At 40.4% G+C, this 18489-nt stretch carries 14 protein-coding genes; 4 read left to right on the top strand and 10 right to left on the bottom strand.

The genetic code is table 11. The annotated features are described in order from the left end of the window. Window positions 1-299 precede the first annotated feature (299 nt). Window positions 300-509, bottom strand: a complete 210-nt coding sequence (locus tag FD725_RS02200) for a hypothetical protein (protein ID WP_179046609.1) — start codon at window positions 507-509, stop codon at window positions 300-302. Window positions 510-724: 215 nt separating this feature from the next. Between FD725_RS02200 and leuC the strand changes: the two genes are divergently transcribed. Then, complete coding sequence (gene leuC, locus FD725_RS02195) at window positions 725-2128, top strand: 3-isopropylmalate dehydratase large subunit (RefSeq protein ID WP_179046608.1); 1404 nt, start codon at window positions 725-727, stop codon at window positions 2126-2128. A gap of 159 nt (window positions 2129-2287) precedes the next feature. After that, the gene (gene leuD / locus FD725_RS02190; RefSeq protein ID WP_179046607.1) at window positions 2288-2890 is read left to right on the top strand and encodes a 3-isopropylmalate dehydratase small subunit; all 603 of its coding nucleotides are present in this window, start codon (window positions 2288-2290) and stop codon (window positions 2888-2890) included. 283 nt (window positions 2891-3173) lie between these two features. Here leuD and FD725_RS02185 read toward each other — a convergent pair whose 3' ends face one another. The 4 genes from FD725_RS02185 to FD725_RS02170 are packed head-to-tail and all read right to left on the bottom strand — an operon-like array spanning window position 3174 to window position 8916. Continuing rightward, on the bottom strand, window positions 3174-3929 hold the full coding sequence (locus tag FD725_RS02185; protein ID WP_179046606.1) for a peptidylprolyl isomerase: 756 nt from the start codon (window positions 3927-3929) through the stop codon (window positions 3174-3176). Window positions 3930-3989: 60 nt separating this feature from the next. Continuing rightward, window positions 3990-5552, bottom strand: a complete 1563-nt coding sequence (locus FD725_RS02180; RefSeq protein ID WP_179046605.1) for an HlyD family efflux transporter periplasmic adaptor subunit — start codon at window positions 5550-5552, stop codon at window positions 3990-3992. Between the two features lie 36 nt (window positions 5553-5588). Further along, complete coding sequence (locus tag FD725_RS02175; RefSeq protein WP_179046604.1) at window positions 5589-8306, bottom strand: ABC transporter transmembrane domain-containing protein; 2718 nt, start codon at window positions 8304-8306, stop codon at window positions 5589-5591. Further along, on the bottom strand, window positions 8200-8916 hold the full coding sequence (locus FD725_RS02170; protein WP_179046603.1) for a helix-turn-helix domain-containing protein: 717 nt from the start codon (window positions 8914-8916) through the stop codon (window positions 8200-8202). The genes FD725_RS02175 and FD725_RS02170 overlap by 107 nt, the downstream gene beginning before the upstream one ends. Window positions 8917-9648: 732 nt before the next feature. On the opposite strand from FD725_RS02170, the gene FD725_RS02165 reads away from it, so the two are divergent. Together FD725_RS02165 and FD725_RS02160 are read left to right on the top strand one after the other, a co-directional pair. Further along, window positions 9649-10998: an NB-ARC domain-containing protein gene (locus FD725_RS02165; RefSeq protein WP_179051385.1), complete on the top strand. Its 1350-nt coding sequence runs from the start codon at window positions 9649-9651 to the stop codon at window positions 10996-10998. A gap of 231 nt (window positions 10999-11229) precedes the next feature. Next, a complete protein-coding gene (locus FD725_RS02160) occupies window positions 11230-11619 on the top strand; it encodes a hypothetical protein (RefSeq protein ID WP_179046602.1) in 390 nt (129 codons plus the stop codon). Between the two features lie 11 nt (window positions 11620-11630). On the opposite strand, the gene FD725_RS02155 is transcribed toward FD725_RS02160, so the two are convergent. From FD725_RS02155 to FD725_RS02135, 5 genes are all read right to left on the bottom strand, one after another. Then, window positions 11631-12848: an ABC transporter permease gene (locus tag FD725_RS02155; RefSeq protein ID WP_179046601.1), complete on the bottom strand. Its 1218-nt coding sequence runs from the start codon at window positions 12846-12848 to the stop codon at window positions 11631-11633. Beyond that, entirely contained in the window at window positions 12845-14311 is a 1467-nt protein-coding gene (locus FD725_RS02150; RefSeq protein ID WP_179046600.1) for an efflux RND transporter periplasmic adaptor subunit, read from the bottom strand. The genes FD725_RS02155 and FD725_RS02150 overlap by 4 nt, the downstream gene beginning before the upstream one ends. 245 nt (window positions 14312-14556) lie before the next feature. After that, window positions 14557-15330, bottom strand: coding sequence for an ABC transporter permease (locus tag FD725_RS02145; RefSeq protein ID WP_179046599.1), 774 nt, complete (start codon window positions 15328-15330; stop codon window positions 14557-14559). Between the two features lie 130 nt (window positions 15331-15460). Continuing rightward, on the bottom strand, window positions 15461-16381 hold the full coding sequence (locus FD725_RS02140) for an ABC transporter ATP-binding protein (RefSeq protein WP_179046598.1): 921 nt from the start codon (window positions 16379-16381) through the stop codon (window positions 15461-15463). A gap of 44 nt (window positions 16382-16425) precedes the next feature. Beyond that, window positions 16426-18366, bottom strand: a complete 1941-nt coding sequence (locus tag FD725_RS02135) for a hypothetical protein (RefSeq protein ID WP_179046597.1) — start codon at window positions 18364-18366, stop codon at window positions 16426-16428. Between the last annotated feature and the right edge of the window lie 123 nt (window positions 18367-18489).

Genomic DNA, 18489 nt, shown 5'->3' with positions numbered 1-18489 from the left:
AAGAGTAGAGACGTTGCATTGCAACGTCTCTACATAATGATTTAACGTGAGTTCGACGGATCTAAAAAACCCCTCTCCAAACCTCTCCCCTGCAAGGAGAGAGGCTTTAAAACCCTCATTCTTTGTTGATATTTCTGCTCTTTACTCCCCTCTGTGCGTGGGAGAGGGGTTGGGGGAGAGGTCAAAAAAAGTTGTCGAACTCACGTTAATTTATGTGTATCACGATTAACGTGAAATGGTATCATTCTCTCACTCTTTACTCATCACTCCCTCACTCTTTACTCATCACTCAGCACTCATTAATCATCTAACAAACTCATCAACGCCTGAAACTCTGGATCTGGTGATTCTGATAACTGATCTCGTAACTCTAACAATTGAGCCTCTAAAGCTTCAGCCACGTATATCATGTTGGATTCATGGGCGATTTTTAGCTGATTTTCTTTAATTCTGATTTTTCGGAGTAATTCGTTGCTAAGATAAATGGAATCATAATCCTGGGAAATCATAGTTTTGCATCTATAAAAAATATGTTAATTTTGCGGACTATGTCTTATTTTGTTTTCTGGTAAATTTTAAGTGAGTATTATACAGGAAAATGTCATTAATAGTTTGTCAAGAAATATTTGCATAATAGATTTTGAGGAGAGATGCAGATTTATCGCGTCTCTCCGACTTTTTTTGATACTATAAAAACTCTGACTCGTTACATAGCGATGGAACCATGAGCAAAGGAACCCTGTTTGATAAAGTTTGGGATTTACATACCGTTGGGACACTTCCTTCAGGGCTAACGCAACTATTTATTGGGCTACACCTCATCCATGAAGTTACAAGTCCTCAAGCCTTTGCTATGTTACGGGAAAGAGGCTTAAAAGTCCTATTTCCAGAGCGCACTGTTGCCACAGTAGATCACATCGTACCCACAGAAAATCAAGCGCGTCCCTTTGTTGATAATTTGGCAGAGGAGATGATCCAAGCGCTAGAAAACAATTGTCAAGAAAATGGCATTAATTTTTATAACATCGGTTCTGGCAACCAGGGTATAGTTCATGTCATTGCTCCAGAACTCGGACTCACCCAACCAGGAATGACGATCGCTTGTGGAGATAGTCATACTTCCAGTCATGGGGCATTTGGTGCGATCGCTTTTGGTATTGGGACTAGCCAAGTTAGAGACGTTCTCGCCTCTCAAACCCTAGCCTTAGCTAAACTCAAAGTCCGTAAGGTTGAAGTTAACGGTACACTCAACCCCGGCGTTTATGCCAAAGATGTGATCTTACATATCATCCGCACTCTTGGTGTTAAAGGTGGTGTAGGTTACGCCTATGAATTCGCCGGCACGACCTTTGAGCAAATGAACATGGAAGAAAGAATGACCGTTTGCAATATGGCGATCGAAGGCGGTGCTAGATGCGGTTACGTCAATCCTGATCAAGTCACCTACGATTATCTCCAAGGCCGAGACTTTGCACCCCAAAATGCAGATTGGGATCAAGCAGTAGCTTGGTGGGAATCGATTAAGAGCGATGCCAACGCCGAATATGATGATGTTGTAGTATTTGACGCTGCTGACATTCCCCCTACCGTTACTTGGGGAATTACCCCCGGTCAAGGCATCGGCGTGAACCAGTTCATCCCTCAACCAGAAGAACTCCCAGAAGAAGACCGCTTCGTAGCCGAAGAAGCTTACCGCTACATGGACTTATACCCCGGTCAACCAATTAAGGGAACCAAAATCGATGTCTGCTTCATTGGTAGCTGTACCAACGGTAGACTCAGTGACCTGCAAGAAGCAGCCAAAATTGCCCAAGGCCGCCACGTCGCTGCAGGTATCAAAGCCTTTGTTGTCCCTGGTTCCGAACGAGTTAAAAAAGCTGCCGAAGCCGAAGGATTAGATAAAATCTTCGAGGCAGCAGGCTTTGAGTGGCGCGAACCCGGTTGCTCAATGTGTTTAGCCATGAACCCCGACAAACTAGAAGGCAGACAAATCAGTGCTTCCTCCTCCAACCGCAACTTCAAAGGCAGACAAGGTTCCGCCTCCGGGCGCACATTACTAATGAGTCCCGCTATGGTAGCCACGGCCGCAATAAAAGGCGAAGTTGCCGACGTGCGCGAGTTGTTGTGAGAAGTAGAGAGTGGTATGTGAGGGAGTGCTGAGTGCTGAGTGCTGAGTGCTGAGTGGAAGTCGGAGAGTACTGACTATTGACCATTGACCATTGACCATTGACCATTGACTATTGACCATTGACTATTGACCATTGACCATTGACTCTTAACAAAATCTATGGTAAGCGAAGTTAAAACAGTTACAGGACGTGCTGTACCGTTAATCGGTAATGATATAGATACCGATCGCATTATTCCTGCTCGTTATCTCAAAGCCGTCACCTTTGATGGATTAGGTGCAGGTGCATTTATTGATGATCGCACAGCCCTCAAGGGTGAGCATCCTTTTGATCAACCGCAATACCAAGGCGCGAATATCTTAATCGTTAACCGTAACTTTGGCTGTGGTTCATCACGGGAACACGCACCCCAAGCCTTAGCAAAATGGGGCATTCAAGCCCTGATTGGGGAAAGCTTTGCGGAAATCTTTTTTGGTAATTGTGTCGCCATGGGTGTACCTTGCGTCACGGCCGATGCAGTAATTGTCAAAAAACTACAAGAATTAGTAGCAGCTAATCCGCAAGCAACTGTCACTATCAATTTAGAAAGCTTACAAGTGCAAATCGATGACTTCACTGCCCCAGTGGCAATTGGTGAAGGTACAAGAAGCGCCTTTGTTTCTGGTGCTTGGGATGCTTGTGGTCAGTTGGTAGCTAATACGGAGGAAATTCGAGCGACAGCTACTAAGTTACCTTATGTCAGTTGGGCGAAATCAACATAGGTATTAGACATCACCGAAAATGAATCTAGAGACGTTGCAGTGCAACGTCTCTACAAGGATTTTGGGCAATGCAGAATTAATTTTTACCAGATGTCTATTAGACATCTTCGCAAACGTCTACGGTGTACATACAAGTGATTAATTACCTCAAATCTGGTTGTGTAAGATTAGCATGGCAAGATGTGTGTTGGGTATACTCCTGTGGAGTTCTCGTAGGATAGCAGACGTAACCCAACAGATATCAGAATGTTGCGTTACCCAAAGCCTCAAACCAACCTTAAGACTAGGCTACTTGTTGATCTAAACCAAGATTCATGACCATTTTATATTCCTGAACTTGTTGTTTTAGCCATTCAGCAAATAAATCTGACAAAATGATAGCGCGGAGTTTTTCATCTAAATTAGGCTGAACAAGTTCTTCTACAAAAATCAAGTGTACTCCCTTAGAAGTCAAAACTGGCTTGATAATTTGGGGAGGTTTAGCCGCAAAAACAGCAGTAGAAACTTCCGGCTTTAAATCTTTGCGATGTAATATTCCCCGATACCCCCCTTGGCGACGTAATTCTGTATCTTCAATATATTTGTGAGCAACATCATAAAAACTCATCTCACCTTCTTGAATCGCATAAAAAAGTTCCAGTGCTAAATCCTCGTCATCTAAGATAACTTCATACATAATCACACCAACATAATCTAGCTGATGTTCAAAAAACCAAGGTTCAACTTGATCAGCAAACAAATGACTTGCTAATTTACCAGAAATAAAAGTGGTATAAGCAATATGCTCAAAATCATCTAAAGAAAGACTATGTTTCTCTAGCCATCCCCAAGTATCTTCAGCACTGTGAAGTTGGTAGACGAATCTAAATTGATCTGCTGCTTTCTGGAGTTCTTCAGATTCGACTTTGATGCCAACTTCTATGGCAGTATTTTCAATAATCTTGCGACTAATGATTGCTTCGGTGAGTTCAGGAAGTTTACAAGTTAGCCTCACTTGGTCAAGAATGTCTTCGCTAGTGATAGTAATGCTTTTTGACATGATATTCTTCCTCAATTAGCTAAGTGAAGTTAAATCCCAATAACTTGTTTGGCAATTTTCTTACAGTTCCACGCCACCCTGCTGTAACTTCTTAAATGGATCGAGTAAAAAATCGATGATGCGACGCTGGCGGACAATTACCTCTGCTGTTGCTGTGTCTCCTGGTCGCAATGCAATACACTTATTATTGGTGGATATACAATGCTTATTTAGAGAAATTTCTAAATCGTAAGCAGCTAATTTCCCATTAGCTGTATCTATCTCTAGACTAGTAGGAGAAATTTCTGTTAATTTACCTTCTATGACTCCATAATCCTGAAAAGGATAAGCATCAAATTTTAACTTAACTGGTAATCCTGTACGTAAAGAACCACTTTCATTAGTTGCCATCTGCGCCCGAATTATTAAAGGTGAACTGAGAGGGGCAATTTCTGCCACCATTGTTCCCTGCTGCACTACAGAACCAGCTTTTTGGATAGGTAACTGAAATACAGTGCCATCTTCTGGAGCCTTGATAACTCGTTGTTCTATCTGAAACTCTAAGGCTTGAATTTGACTTTTGCTTTGAGCAATTTCTGCTTTTAGTGACGTAATTTCTGTCTCTAAGTTCTTTAACTGTTCCTCAGTTTTTAGGATGGCAAGCTTACCAGAATGAGTCAATGTTTGGTAACTTCTTTGTTGTTCTTTTAATTGCAACTTAGCTAGTTCAATATCTGTGTTTGCTTGTTGGAGAGTGCGTTGATAACTACTTCGCTGTTCTGCTAAACGTAACTTAGCTTGCTCAATATCTGACTTTGTTTGTTCATAGATTTTTTTTTGTTCTTGCACTAAATCTTGTTTTTCGACAAACTTAATTTCTGGCACAACCTGTTGCTGTAAAAGTTTACGATAGCGGTCAACTTCACGCCGAGAACTTACCAAACTGTTCTCTACCAATCTATTAGCAGTGTGACTATGTTCCAGAACTTGTCGTGCTTGATTAACTTGAGCTAGTTTTTCTTCTTTTTTTAAGTCTGAAGAATTTGTAGTAGCACTAAGATTCTGACGCGCTTGATCGATTTGAGCCTGCTTCTCTAACTCTTGAGCTTGATTTTGTTGCTGTTGGGTTGCCAAAGCTACTACTAGCTGATTTTTCAATAAATTAAACTGCGAAAGTCGATTTAATTGCCCATCTAACTTATCTTGTGTCTGTCGCAATTCTGCTTTGACTAATTCAGCTTCCAACACTAACAGAGTTTGTCCTTTTTTGACTAACGCGCCTTCTTTAACCCGAATTTCTGCCACAGTTCCCGGTACAGCAGCATCTAGCTTGACGGTTTTTCCTTCAGGCTCAAGTCTGCCTCTGGCTACACCTGTTTCATCTACTTTCGACAGCATAGACCAAGGTAAAACTATTGAGACAAACACGACTAAAAAATACAGTAATCCTCTTGTCCAAACCTTGGGTAAGCTATCAAGTGAACCTTTGGTGATGTCAGACCAATCATCAGTTGATATAACTGGTATTTTGGAGGTTAAATCTTGAGAATCAAGTTCATTTGTAGGGACTTGAGAATTGACTTTTTCAGTCAATACATAGTCATGGGTTTGAGTAGGAACCTTTCCATTGAGTGTGTTTGGCATGATTGACAAAAAAATGAATTTCAGACTGGGAAATAGCTAATTGCTATTAGATACAGAGGCATCTAATTGCTGTTGATTGAGATAAAAGTAATGCCCTCGCTTCGCCATCAACTCTGAGTGAGTTCCTTTCTCAATCAACACACCTTTATCTAGCACTAAAATTAAATCCGCGTTGCGTACAGTCGAGAGACGATGGGCAATAACTAAAGTAGTTCGCCCTTGCAGAATTGTGTGCAAATTATTCTGAATAATTCTTTCTGACTCTGCATCTAAGTGAGAGGTTGCCTCATCCAAGATTAATAACTTCGGATTGCCTAATAATGCTCTGGCAATAGCTATACGCTGTCGTTGTCCACCAGATAACAATCCTCCACCTTCACCGATTTGAGTTTCATAACCCATCGGGAGTTTTTTAATAAATTCGTCTGCACCTGCTAATTTTGCGGCTGCGATAATCTGTTCTAAATTTGACCCAGGATGCCCTAAACTAATATTTTCTCGAATGGTTCCACCAAACAAAAATGTATCTTGGTCAACTACTCCGACTTGATGACGTAGAGAACGTAAGGAAATACTGGTAATATCCTGCTTATCAATTAATATTTTCCCATTTGTGGGAGGATATAAACCCAATACCAGTTTAGAAATTGTGGTCTTTCCCGAACCACTGCGCCCGACTAACGCCACCATTTGTCCCTGCTTGACCTCAAAGTTGAGATTTTCTAGAACATTAATATCGCTTTCTGGGTGATAGCGAAATGTCACATTTTCAAAACGAATTTCCCCCTTAATTGGTGGTAAAGATTGCCTGGATTGATATTGTAAATCTTCTTCTGGTTCCGTATCTAGGACATCGTTAATCCGTTCAGTGGCAATCACCACTTCCTGTAGTTGATTCCATAACACTGTTAAGCGTTGAAAGGGAGTAATAATATTACCCAACAGCATATTAAATGCTACTAGTTGCCCAACACTTAACTGATTATGAATGACTAAATGCGCTCCAAACCATAACAAAACAGTCGTGACTACTGCTTGAATTGTGTTGCTGAATATTTGCAAGCGATTGCCAATAAGCTGTCCAGAAAAGTTGGTTTTGATTTCTTTATCTAATAATTCTTCCCAATGCCATCGCACTGTTTGTTCTACTGCTGTAGATTTAACTGTCCTGATACCAGTTAAGAATTCAATCAGATAACTACTTTCATTGGCATAAGCATTGAAAATCTCTCTAGAAATCTTCTGTAAAAAGGGTGTAGCAATTAACGCCAGAAGGAAAAAAGGCGGTACTATGACCAATGAGAGCAGTGCCATTTTCCAACTGTACCAAAACATTAATCCTACATAGATAAATACAGTTAACAAATCTAGGAGGATAGACAACGCCTCACCGGAAAGGAAGCGTTGGATTTTGCGATTTTCTTGGACGCGAGAAAGAATATCCCCAACATAACGGGACTCAAAAAAGCTCAAAGGTAGTCGTAGGGTATGGCGAATAAACGCAACTATCAGTGCTAAATCAATTTTGTTCGCGGTATGGTCTAGCAGATATTGCCGCAATCCTGTCATGGCGACGCGGAAGAGGCTAAAAATCAGTAATCCTAATCCTACGGCTGTCAAGGTTAGTTCTGATTGCTGTACGACTACCCTGTCTAAAATTAGCTGCGTGAACAGAGGGGTGATGAGTCCAAATATCTGGATAAACACGGAAGCTACAAATACTTCCAGCATGACTAATCCATGAGGTTTCATCAACTCAAAGAATTGCCAGAAGGGAGTTGTAGCTTCTTTGACATCTTTAAAAAAAGCTGTAGGTTGCAGTAGTAGTGTATAACCAGTCCAGTTAGCTTTAAATTGTGCGTGAGTGAGAGTGCGCTGACCGATCGCTGGATCGGCAACTATCACGTGTTTGGATGTGACTTCATAGACAACGATGTAGTGCTTTCCTTCCCAATGAGCGATCGCTGGTAATTGTTGTTTAGCTAACTTATCCAGACTGGCTTTTACAGGTCTGGTTGTAAAGCCAATACTTTCGGCGGCTACTGATAATCCTCTTAGTGATGCGCCATTTCGATCAACATTGGCAATATCTCGCAGGCGATTCAGGCTAAAACTCTTTCCCCAGTAACGAGACACCATGACTAAACAAGCTGCTCCGCAGTCTGATGCACTTTGTTGAGCAAAAAACGGATAGCGTTTAATCACCCGTTGTAGTAAGTGTCCGACTCGTTGCGTGGGATTGGGAAAATAAGCTTTGCTAATCTTTTTTTGGGGTTTTGGCTCTGGTGTTGGGGTTGTCTCAGAATCAGTAGTTGGTTGTGGGATGAGATGAGAGTTAATCGACAAATTACGCTTGTGTGCTTTCTCCCACAAATGTTTTCTGATGACAGGATACTTATCCATTAAGGACGATAAGACCTCACCCGGAACAAAGCATAGTTGCAAATTCACACTTGCTCTGGCTGCATAAGGCTGGAAACTAGCTTCTGGGAACAAGGTAAATTCACCAAAAGCATCTCCGGCTTCCAGCGTGGCAATTAATTCACCAGTTACGTCTAATAACCTCGTTTTACCACTGATGACGATGTAAATACCAGGTTGAACTTCAGTTCCTTGCCAAAATTTTCCGACTTTTGGCGTTAAAGATTTAAATTCTTGGCAGTATTCTTTCCATTCTTGTTCCGATAGAGAGTAGCCCAAAGAGTGGTTCAACTGTTGCAACGAAACTAACTGCTCGGATAGATTTCCCACCATGAATATTTAACTCCCTACCCAATGTTGCTAAGTTAATCGGCACAAATCCGTGATCATCTGCGATGTTTTCGGACTTGAGGTCGTGAATCAAGATTTGGGAATTTTTAGTTTTCTCGGTCGATATCTGATTTTGTTTTGGTATAGTCGATAATCCCATTTGTTTGAGCAGTCGCTTGATTTGGCGATCGCTTACTTCAATCCCCAATTCTTTGGCTAAATGTTTGCTCAACCAGTTCACAGTCCAACGCCGAAAGCAATAACCGTAGTCACGGGGGCTGTGGCTAATCAATTCTTTTAAGCGTTCTGAATAGACATCGTTCGCTGTTTTTGGACGACCAATAGGACAATCTTGCCATTGGTGTGCCATCCCAGTACGGGCTATGTGCGTCCAATGTCTGACTGTTGCTGCACAACATTTTAAGGTTTGACAAATTTCAACTTGAGATTTTCCTTGATCTGCTAGCAGCATAATTTGAATGCGCTGGCGATATTGGTTAGGCAAATCTTCTTGTAAACTCTTTTGCAGCAATTTACGCTGAAAGGTCGTTAATATCTGCTCTTGCACCAGCTCGTTGCTTTTGCAAGTAATTTGATTATTCTGCTGTGACATATTTAGTAATCGGTTGATAATCGATTTAGCTAAATAACTAGGACTTACGCAGTGTCAATAAGTTTTCTGACTTTTTTGTCAATAGTCAATAGTCAACAGTCCAAAAAAACTTGATTTTGACCATTGACTATGGACTATTGACCACCCTCAGAAGGGTTTATTGGTTGAGTGCGTAAGTCCTGATAACTTTTAAAACTGTTTAATTAACACATGAAATCAAGTTCAATTTCGTTTTATCACATGAATGATGCAATAATGCTCATTATTCTCATTCAACTCTACTTTGTCAAGTTAAAAATAGGTAAAGATGTCTATAAAATTGACTTAAACAGCTAAATCAAACATGAGTTGATTTATAAAAAAAATATTAACCCACAGCCTTTATATCTAGAAATCACCCACAAACTCGCATAGATAATTCCCAGTACCTAGCTCGGTTTTGGCAAAAAAATGTGATGTTATTTTGTGGTGCATTTAGCATAAACCCTATGCTGGCTGGAGAAACGACAAGTTCAATATTTGTTAAAAAATCATAAAAAAACAAATTTCCTGGAGGAAAAATTTTTTATATTTACTTTATAATTCAAGTTTAAATTAAGGTTAATTTTATCCACGTAGCCACATGAAAATGAAAATTCCCTCTTGCGTTCACTCATGTGATGTTTTAAATTAGTATGTGCATTCTTTAATGAATTAACAAGTAGAACTCAGGGGGCTGTCCCTTTGACTACGATGATTAACCAAGATTTTCTGCAAACTTTAGCAACTGCAAACGGCGTATCTAATCTGGAACTAGATGTTTTAGTTTTAGCAATGAATGGTGACTCAACCACGGCAATTGCACAGAAGTTGAGAGTGAGTGAAGATGCTGTTCGTAAGAGACTAAGCGAGGTTTACCGTAAGTTTAGAATTCTGGGGAATGGTCCTGTCAAATTAACCAAATTACAGCAGCTTCTAGTATCTCAATATCAACAATATCTAGCCGAGAACGATGCTGAATTGCCTGCTAATTCACCGAGTTCTCGACCACAAGATGTCAACCCTTACCAAATTTGGAGTGGAGCGCCTGATGTCTCAGCTTTTTACGGTCGGACTGAAGAACTAGCAACTTTAGAACAATGGATTGTGAGCGATCGCTGTCGCATAGTTGCCTTGCTAGGTATGGGAGGAATTGGCAAAACCTATCTCTCTGTAAAGCTAGCAAGACAAATTCAATCACAGTTTGAATATATTATCTGGCAATCGCTACATCACTCTCCATCAATTCAAGATGTTTTAGCCAACTTTATTACGGCTTTATCTTACCCAGAGAAAATTGATTTACCAGCAGCTCTCGATCAAAGGGTTTCATTATTAATTAAGTATTTGCGGGAAAATCATTGTTTGCTAGTACTAGATGCGGTGGAGATAGTTCTCGATAGTAGTGCTGCTTTTTGGCGTTATAACAATGAATCCGAGGGATATGGCATACTCTTAAGACGCTTGGGAGAAGAACAACATCAAAGCTGTTTGTTAATGACGAGTATAGAGAAACCTAGAGAAATTGCCCTATTGGAAAGTTCAACAGGTTTTGTGCGCTCCTTAGCAGTGCAAGGTTTAAAACCGGAAGCAGCAAAGAAAATTTTGCAGAGTAAAGGTCTTACTGGCGAACAACAATGGTCAGAGTTGATCCAAACTTACCGAGGCAATCCATTAGCCTTAAAAATAGTTGCGACAACTATTCAAGATGTATTTAGCAGCAATGTTAATGAATTTCTTAAGTATGAATTCTTAGCAGTTAGTGATATGTTTCGAGAAATTCTGGATTGGCAGTTTAAGCGCCTATCAAATCCAGAAAAGGAAATTATGTATTATTTAGCTAGAGAAAATAATCTCGTCTCAGTTCAGAATTTACAACAAGCTATGCAACAGTTAATCACCACCTCAGAGTTAGTGATGGCTTTAGAATCTCTGGGATGGCGATCGCTCCTGGAAAAAGTTCAAAGTGAAGATGGAGATACAAGCGAAACTCTGTTCTCGCTACAGCCTGTTGTTAAAAATTATGTCAGTAAATTAATGGCTTTACCAAAAAATGATGGGTGATGGGTACTGGGGAATGGGGAATGGGGAAACTCAACACCAATATCCATAGTGGGTTTTTTAAGATCCTTCCAGTCGCCTGGTGCAAGATATGAGCAAAGAATTCAAATCAGATTCCTCTAGATAGTTGCCAAGTAGTCAGAATCTTGTTAACTTTTATGCTTAAAATTGCTGAAGATGTTGATTGACGTAGCTAAATAGTCAATCTGACCATTTGCGGGATGCCCTTAAGCTATGCTGACTGAAATATTTCCTTTCCGGTTTGAATTAAACACAATTGCGATCGCTGGTGCAAGTTTGTGGTCTTTAGCGCTGTATCTAGGTTTTTTCCCGGTGAGTGAATGGGTAATCCATCAACTCAACCGTTGGTTTAACTTTGCCGAGCGATCGCTGTATACTAGCCAAACAGAATTTGAAAAAACCCGTAAAGCCAGAGAATCGCAAAATGCTTTCTACGCTTCAATTTTTAGTATTGTGCCATTTCTGATAGTCGGTGCTTTATGCAATTGGGGGGTGGAAATCAGTTTGGGTAGTAGTTGGGCTATTAGTACTGGTATACTAGCTTGTATTGGCTCAGGTATTTATGAATTAGGCAGAAGAGATGGGCAATCTTCTGATGAATAGTTGTTTCCTGACTAAGCGCTTCTCAATGCCACAATTGGATCGAGTTTAGCAGCACGTCGGGCGGGAACGACACCAAAAAATAAACCTATACCACCGGAGACACCGACAGCTGTGGCAATTGCCATAGGAGAAATTGCTGCTTCTAAAGGTGTTAGGGATGCCACTAAAATAATGCCCCCGACACCAACCGCAGTACCGACTAAACCACCAATGGCAGAGACGATGACCGATTCAATGATGAATTGCAGCAAAATATCTTGTTCTGTCGCGCCAATCGCTTTACGCAGTCCGATTTCTTGAGTGCGTTCGGTGACAGAGACGAGCATAATATTCATGATACCGATACCGCCGACAAATAGGGAGATGCCGGCGATCGCTGCTAGCATGATTGTCAATGCTCCTGTAATTTGTCCGACTGTTTTTAGCGCATCTTTTTGGGTGCGGATGGTAAAGTCATCTTCATCGATGAGTTGATGGCGTTGGCGGAGTAAGTTAGTGATTTGAAAGACGGCTGCATCTACACTCTCGGCATTCTTGGCTGAGGCGACAATGTAAGTTACTTCTAATCCATAGGGAGAGGTGCGTCCAACAATCCGGTTAGCCATTGTAATTACGGGTATCATGGCTGCATCATCATAATCCACACCGAGGTTAGAACCTTTGGCTTCTAACACGCCAATTACTTGAAAGCTAGCACTTTTAACTCGCAACTGTTGTCCAACGGGGTTACTAGTCCCAAACAGTCTTTCTGCTAACTTTGCACCGAGAACGAGGACTTGATTGCTGCGTTTCATATCTATGTCGGTGAAAAAGCGCCCTTTGGCCACTTCAAAATCCCGCACTATTAAGAAGCTGGGATCTGTACCGACTATGTTGACATTGGTATTTCTGTTGCTGTAAGTAACGACTTGGCGATTATTTAATTCTACCGTGACTGTGGCGACTGTGGGTACTTGTGTGGCGATCGCTTCTGCATCTTTCAAGACGAGAGTTTTGGGCAAATCGTTAGAAATGCGTTGCGTTTCCTGATTTCCAGGAATAATAAATAAGATGTTTGGCCCCAGTGATTGTAGCTGTTTGGAGACATATTTCTGCCCCCCTTCACCGATACCAATCATGGCAATAACTGAGGCGTTGCCAATGACAATCCCCAGCATAGTTAAGGCACTACGTAACTTATTCGACAGCAGAGTTTTCCCTGCCATTTGCACACTTTCTAAGAGGTTCATGGCAGAGTTTGTTCCTTAGCCTTTTCGATTTTATAGTCTTCAGGCAAATCAATAAACACGCGATCGCCTGCTTTCAATCCTGATAATACTTGAGTTTGGTCTTGGATTTGCGAACCAATTGTAACTTCTCGAAACTGGGGTTTATTTTTGGCATCTGGGATTAATACGCCTGTTTTGCCTTTTTCGGTTAATATTGCCACCGTGGGTAATACTAAAGCATTATTGATGCGATCGCCCAGGAAAGTTAAATCCACATTTAAGCCAGAACGGAGTTTATCTGTACCCGTTTGTAGCGCCACCCTGACTTGGAAAGATGTCACACCTTGTTCTACCACTGCTTCCGGAGCAATTAATCTCACACTACCGCGAAAAATCTGATCAGGATAAGCATCAGCAACAATTTCCACAGGCTGTCCCTGTCTAATCCTACCAATATCAGCTTCGGGAACTTGGGCTAGTATTTCTAAACCCTTGGCTACAGCCACAATTGAACTAGAAGTTGCAGATGCACTGGTAGAAGCAGAAGTTGTGGGGGTGACGAATGCCCCAATCTCTGAGTATTTCTGAGTGACAACACCAGAGAAAGGCGCACGAATAATTGTCTCTTCTAGCTTGATTTTTGCAGCTGCTACCTGGGCTTGAGCTGCTTTGACGACGGCTCGACGTTGGGCTATTTCTTCGGGACGACTACCTTCTTGCAACAGTACTAAAGCTGCTTGGGCTTCGGTGACGGCTGCTTCTTTTGCTGCGATGACTTCGCTACGAGTGCCACTCTCAATTAGAGATAATTGTTTTTGGGCTTCAGCTAAATTTGCTTTGTTGCTTTTATCTTCACTGATAGCTTGATCGAGTAATTGTTTTTTCTCTGCCCCTTGTTGGTAAAGGTATTGATAACGCTTGACCTGTTCTGTGGAATAATTTACCTTAGCTTGAGCTGCTGCCACTTGGGCTTGGGCTTTAGAAATTTCTTGGGGACGATTCCCTGCACGCAACTCAGCTAACTGAGCTTGGTTTTGTGCTAGACGGGCTTTAGATTGAGCAATTTCTTGGGGACGATTGCCAGCGATCGCTTCAGCTAGCTGGGCTTGGTTTTGTGATAAATTTGCTTGATATTGGGCAATTTGTGCTTGAATATCGCTGATATCCATTCTGGCAATAATTTGACCTTGCTGTACGCGATCGCCCTGTTCTACATACAACTGTGCCAGAAATCCTGGATTTTTGGGACTAATATTCACACTCTGAACTGGGACAACCTTACCACTAGCTGTAATTCGCAGCGTAACATTTTTGGCTTCTATGGGGACAGTCAGTTGTGAGACATCTTGTTCACTGGTTCCCGGTTGCATCCTCGAAATTGTAGTTGTACCCACAACCAAAGCACCCGCAGCCAGTAAACCCCATAACCACCGAGTTGGGTGTTTAATTTTACCAATCATCGGAACTTCTATGTATGCAATCATGAATCCAGGTTTATAAATATTACTTTAGAGAGTTGTCTTGAAACTGATGATATTTTGCTCATCAAAGAGCATTGCCAGCATTTATTGAAGATAGTCAGCAAATAGACGAATAGTTAAATTAATAGGTTGCTTAGTGCTTAATATTTATATTACTTTAACCTTAAGCAATTTTTAATGCCTTCACCTGAATGGGTGACTTTATGGCGATGCTAGTAAATTCACCTATCCAACTGGAGATTCACAACTCAATACTTGCCTAGTAAACCGCGTTTTTTGGCTATATATTCAGCATAATTAAAACAGATGATTCCCAAACTAAAATATAAAATAGCATTCAAAACAACGCCGCCGAATTGGGCAAAATTAAATTGTTGATTTCGCACAATCAAATCTCTGAGCATTCCAGCGCTGGGCGAGAGTGGTAATAAAAAGCTCAACAATTTTCCTCCACCAGTCCATGTTTCCGTTGGAGCCATCAGCAAAAATAGTAAGAGAAATTGAAACAGGCTCAACAACTGACTAATACGTTGAAATAATAAAGATAAAGCTCCCATTGCAAAAGCTAATCCACAAGCACCTAAAAATACAGTTCCTAAAGGAAAGATGAGTGTAAAAGGAAAATATAATTTTCTGCCTGTGATGATCAGGATCAGAATTAACACACTCAAATTCAGAACCATATTAATAGTGAGACTAGCCAAAGCTCGCACTAAAAAAATCTTTGGTGCTTTGTATGGAGAAAGAAAAATTTGTTCAATAGTTCCTATCTCAGCTTCATGTTGTAAATCTGAGGAAATATTGCCAATAACAAAAACTACCAGACTCCACAGCACATAACCAACAATAATGGCATCGAGTCGTTCTCCAAATTGTAACCCAGGGCCAGCCATATAACGCGCACCAGCAAATAGTCCATAAAAGATGCCCGTAATAGCAATAATCGCACCGATTGCCTCGATAGGATAGCGAATAAACAAAATCCAACTACGTTTTAATTCAACCAAAAATAGATTTAACATAACTTTTTTAATTCGTAATTCGTCATTCGTAATTTAGAACTAGTATTTAATTTTTGAAAACCCTCAATACAAGTCGAGTAACTTCTTACGTATTGCCTATTGCCTATTGCCTCCTATCACCTATCACCTATCACCTATCACCTAGTTGTACAAGCTTTTTAAAAACCCTGATCAGATCAGCTTGATCTCTTTGGACTTTCACTAAGGGTAGGGGAGAGAGAACTTGCAGTAATTGATAGATATTTTCTGGTTTTTGCAGATAAATAAATCGTTCTTCTTCTACAGTTGCTGCTATTTTTTCTAAGGCTTGAATTTGCACTTGGTCTAATTTGCCATCAAATTCTACACTATAATTTAAGCCAGAAAACTGCTTGATTAATTCTTGTGTAGGTTGCTCAGTGATAATCTCACCTTGATTAATAATTGCTACCCTGTGAGAGAGTTCTTCTGCTACTTCAATTTGATGAGTTGTCAGTAAGATAGCATGACCTTCAGAGGCAATTTCTTTAACTAAAGCTTTGACAACTTCCGCCGCTTCCAAATCTAAACCCAGAGTTGGTTCATCTAGCAGTAACAACAGTGGTTCGTGTATCATAGCTACAGCGATCGCTAATTTCTGTTGCATTCCCCGTGACAGCGCTTGCACAGGAGTATTGCGTTTATGAGTTAGGCCAAATCTTGCTAAAAGTTCTTTTTGGCGTTTGTTAACTCTTGAGCGACTTAAACCCTTGAGGATACCAAAATACTCTAAATTTTCCTCTGGTGTTAACCGCCAGTAAAGGTTCCTGTTACCTTCTAAAACCGTACCTACACCTTTTAAAGCGCGAGCATTTTTGTGAGGATTTATCCCACCAATTTCTACCCAACCTTCATCTGGACAAATTAGTCCTGCCATGATTTTAATTGCTGTGGTTTTGCCTGCGCCGTTGGGGCCGAGGAAAGCCAATACTTCTCCAGTATTAATCGTCAGGGAAACATCACGAACTGCTGTGATGACCTTTTGGTGATGATGATAATGCTTACAGATATTTTGGACTTCCAGCGCTTTCATATCCTTTCCTATGTCAAAGTTTTACAGCGTAGGCTGATCTACACTTACACCATTGTTAGCCTATGCAGAGAAATTGCTGGTAACATTTTATAGAAACTCCATCCCTTGACGCTCTCAGCCAGTGTCCACAGACAACTAATCGTTGTTGGTAAATATAAATCTCTATCAGCGACAAATTCTTGAGAAATAGTCTGATTCAATCTAGTTTCTTCTACACCAAAAAATCCAAATATACCTTCGGGATGTTGATGTAAAATTAGGAACTTAATACAGTCTTGAAAACCAGTAACACAATTCATTCCCAAGTAACTCATAGAACGTAATACTTTACAACCCATGACCAAATCATACTGACGCAAGTATGACATAGCAAATCCAGACAACAATTCCTCTAACCAAGTATCGCCGGGATTAAGGGTGATTTGCTGTGTTCCGTAAGTTGTCAGAGAATTAATTCGCAGTAATAACCCTTCAATGTCTGCGGTTGCAGCTGTTAAAGGGAGAGATTTAGCAAAGTTTATGACAGTAGTATAGTCCACTTGTTGTGGTGCAGAATGAAATCCTAAAGCGTGCAACAATAACCGTTTTTCACACAAAGGTAAATCTACCACAGCATTGGCGGCGGGAAAGGAGTTGAGAGTTTCTACAGTCTTTTGCCAGAAGTTTTGTAATGAGGGAACAACTAAATTCTCAGATGCTAACAAAGCAGCAGTATTTAATTTCAATGCAGATGATGTACTTGCAGAACTATCACTTAGTTGCTCTTCTCTCATGAGCAAAACTTTTTGTACTTGTTGAGCAATGTTATTAAACCTAGCATCAGTATTTTCTAAAACCGAGTTAGAAATCCAAGAGCCTAACAGAATTCTATGGAAAACTGATGTGGGAGTATGATCATTTTTTTGGACTACCTCTAAAAAGTCTTCTAACCATAAATTACTTTGGTTAATAGCAGCTAAAATATTGTTAGCAGATTCATCAGTTGCAGGCAAATCTCTATTGACTGTGGACGGATAATTATCTGATTTTAATGAGGGTAAAGCATTGGCTATTCTATGCTGGCGCACACTTCCAGCCATAATACCCACGAGAGTAGTATGATAATGATGACCAAAATATGCTTCTTGATATTCCTGTTCGTCAAGATTATTCTCTTCTTGATTCTGCAATAATTTAGCTGCAACTGATGATTTATCAGGCCCAGGAATTGCACCATCTTCTCTTTGCACTTGCAGGAAAGCTTGCCAAGATTGCTGATATATAAAATTATCTGCTAAACCAATACACTCCCAACACCATAACAACTCACCTAGCAAATCCCAATGGTGATCTTGGCAGGCAATTATCATTAGCATGGAGAGAGTAAATTGCAAATCCTTGATATCTTTAGCAGGAATTTTTGTTCCTTGCTCTATCCCAAATTTATATAAAAATAAAATAACATGAGTCAAAGCATAAATGGATTCTTCCGTCAAATATAAAGCACTGGGTACAGAAGATAAAATCGAAGATTGATAAAATGTTTCCATACTAGGGAGTGAGTGTTTAAATCCTCCCAATTCCACACTAGCCAGGATATCCATCATCCGATGTGGCAGACGCTCTACGTGTTGAATAAACCCAAAATCTATAACTTTTTGAATTAAATCCCTTTGCTGTAAATTATCATGCCCAAGCAGACGCAAAGCACCGTATAGTGTACAGAATAAAGTAATTTCTTCCGGTGAGCGAAATAAACGAGCTTTAACTTCACTATTTGTTTGGACTGTTTTTAAAATATTGATAATTTGCGGGACATACTCATTATGTTCATTACCTGTTAATTGGATATAACCAGAGATCATGATAGCTAGTTCACATACTTTTTGCCCATAATTAATATCAAAGCTAGCGCCCTTTTTAAAAGGGTCAAATTTATCAAGATTATTAACTACCCAATTAAAAGATTTTTCTATCATTTGTGTCTGGCTATTTTGATTGATCATGGTGATACCTCCGTTTTGGTGATTTTCCAATAAAAAAGACTTACCTGAAACTTATAAAAAACGTCAGATAAGCCTTTTCTATGTTTTAGATAATCTCTAGAAAATTTTCATCGATACATCTGT

It is taken from the genome of Nostoc sp. TCL26-01, from assembly GCF_013393945.1.
Taxonomy (GTDB): domain Bacteria; phylum Cyanobacteriota; class Cyanobacteriia; order Cyanobacteriales; family Nostocaceae; genus Trichormus.
Note: the sequence above shows the minus strand (reverse complement) of the source record. Positions and strands in the feature narration are given on the sequence as shown.

Coding starts and splice junctions, on each gene's coding strand:
- FD725_RS02200 (WP_179046609.1), bottom strand. CDS start 509: ATGATTTCCCAGGATTATGATTCCATTTATCTTAGCAACGAATTACTC.
- leuC (WP_179046608.1), top strand. CDS start 725: ATGAGCAAAGGAACCCTGTTTGATAAAGTTTGGGATTTACATACCGTT.
- leuD (WP_179046607.1), top strand. CDS start 2,288: ATGGTAAGCGAAGTTAAAACAGTTACAGGACGTGCTGTACCGTTAATC.
- FD725_RS02185 (WP_179046606.1), bottom strand. CDS start 3,929: ATGTCAAAAAGCATTACTATCACTAGCGAAGACATTCTTGACCAAGTG.
- FD725_RS02180 (WP_179046605.1), bottom strand. CDS start 5,552: ATGCCAAACACACTCAATGGAAAGGTTCCTACTCAAACCCATGACTAT.
- FD725_RS02175 (WP_179046604.1), bottom strand. CDS start 8,306: ATGGTGGGAAATCTATCCGAGCAGTTAGTTTCGTTGCAACAGTTGAAC.
- FD725_RS02170 (WP_179046603.1), bottom strand. CDS start 8,916: ATGTCACAGCAGAATAATCAAATTACTTGCAAAAGCAACGAGCTGGTG.
- FD725_RS02165 (WP_179051385.1), top strand. CDS start 9,649: ATGATTAACCAAGATTTTCTGCAAACTTTAGCAACTGCAAACGGCGTA.
- FD725_RS02160 (WP_179046602.1), top strand. CDS start 11,230: ATGCTGACTGAAATATTTCCTTTCCGGTTTGAATTAAACACAATTGCG.
- FD725_RS02155 (WP_179046601.1), bottom strand. CDS start 12,848: ATGAACCTCTTAGAAAGTGTGCAAATGGCAGGGAAAACTCTGCTGTCG.
- FD725_RS02150 (WP_179046600.1), bottom strand. CDS start 14,311: ATGATTGCATACATAGAAGTTCCGATGATTGGTAAAATTAAACACCCA.
- FD725_RS02145 (WP_179046599.1), bottom strand. CDS start 15,330: ATGTTAAATCTATTTTTGGTTGAATTAAAACGTAGTTGGATTTTGTTT.
- FD725_RS02140 (WP_179046598.1), bottom strand. CDS start 16,381: ATGAAAGCGCTGGAAGTCCAAAATATCTGTAAGCATTATCATCATCAC.
- FD725_RS02135 (WP_179046597.1), bottom strand. CDS start 18,366: ATGATCAATCAAAATAGCCAGACACAAATGATAGAAAAATCTTTTAAT.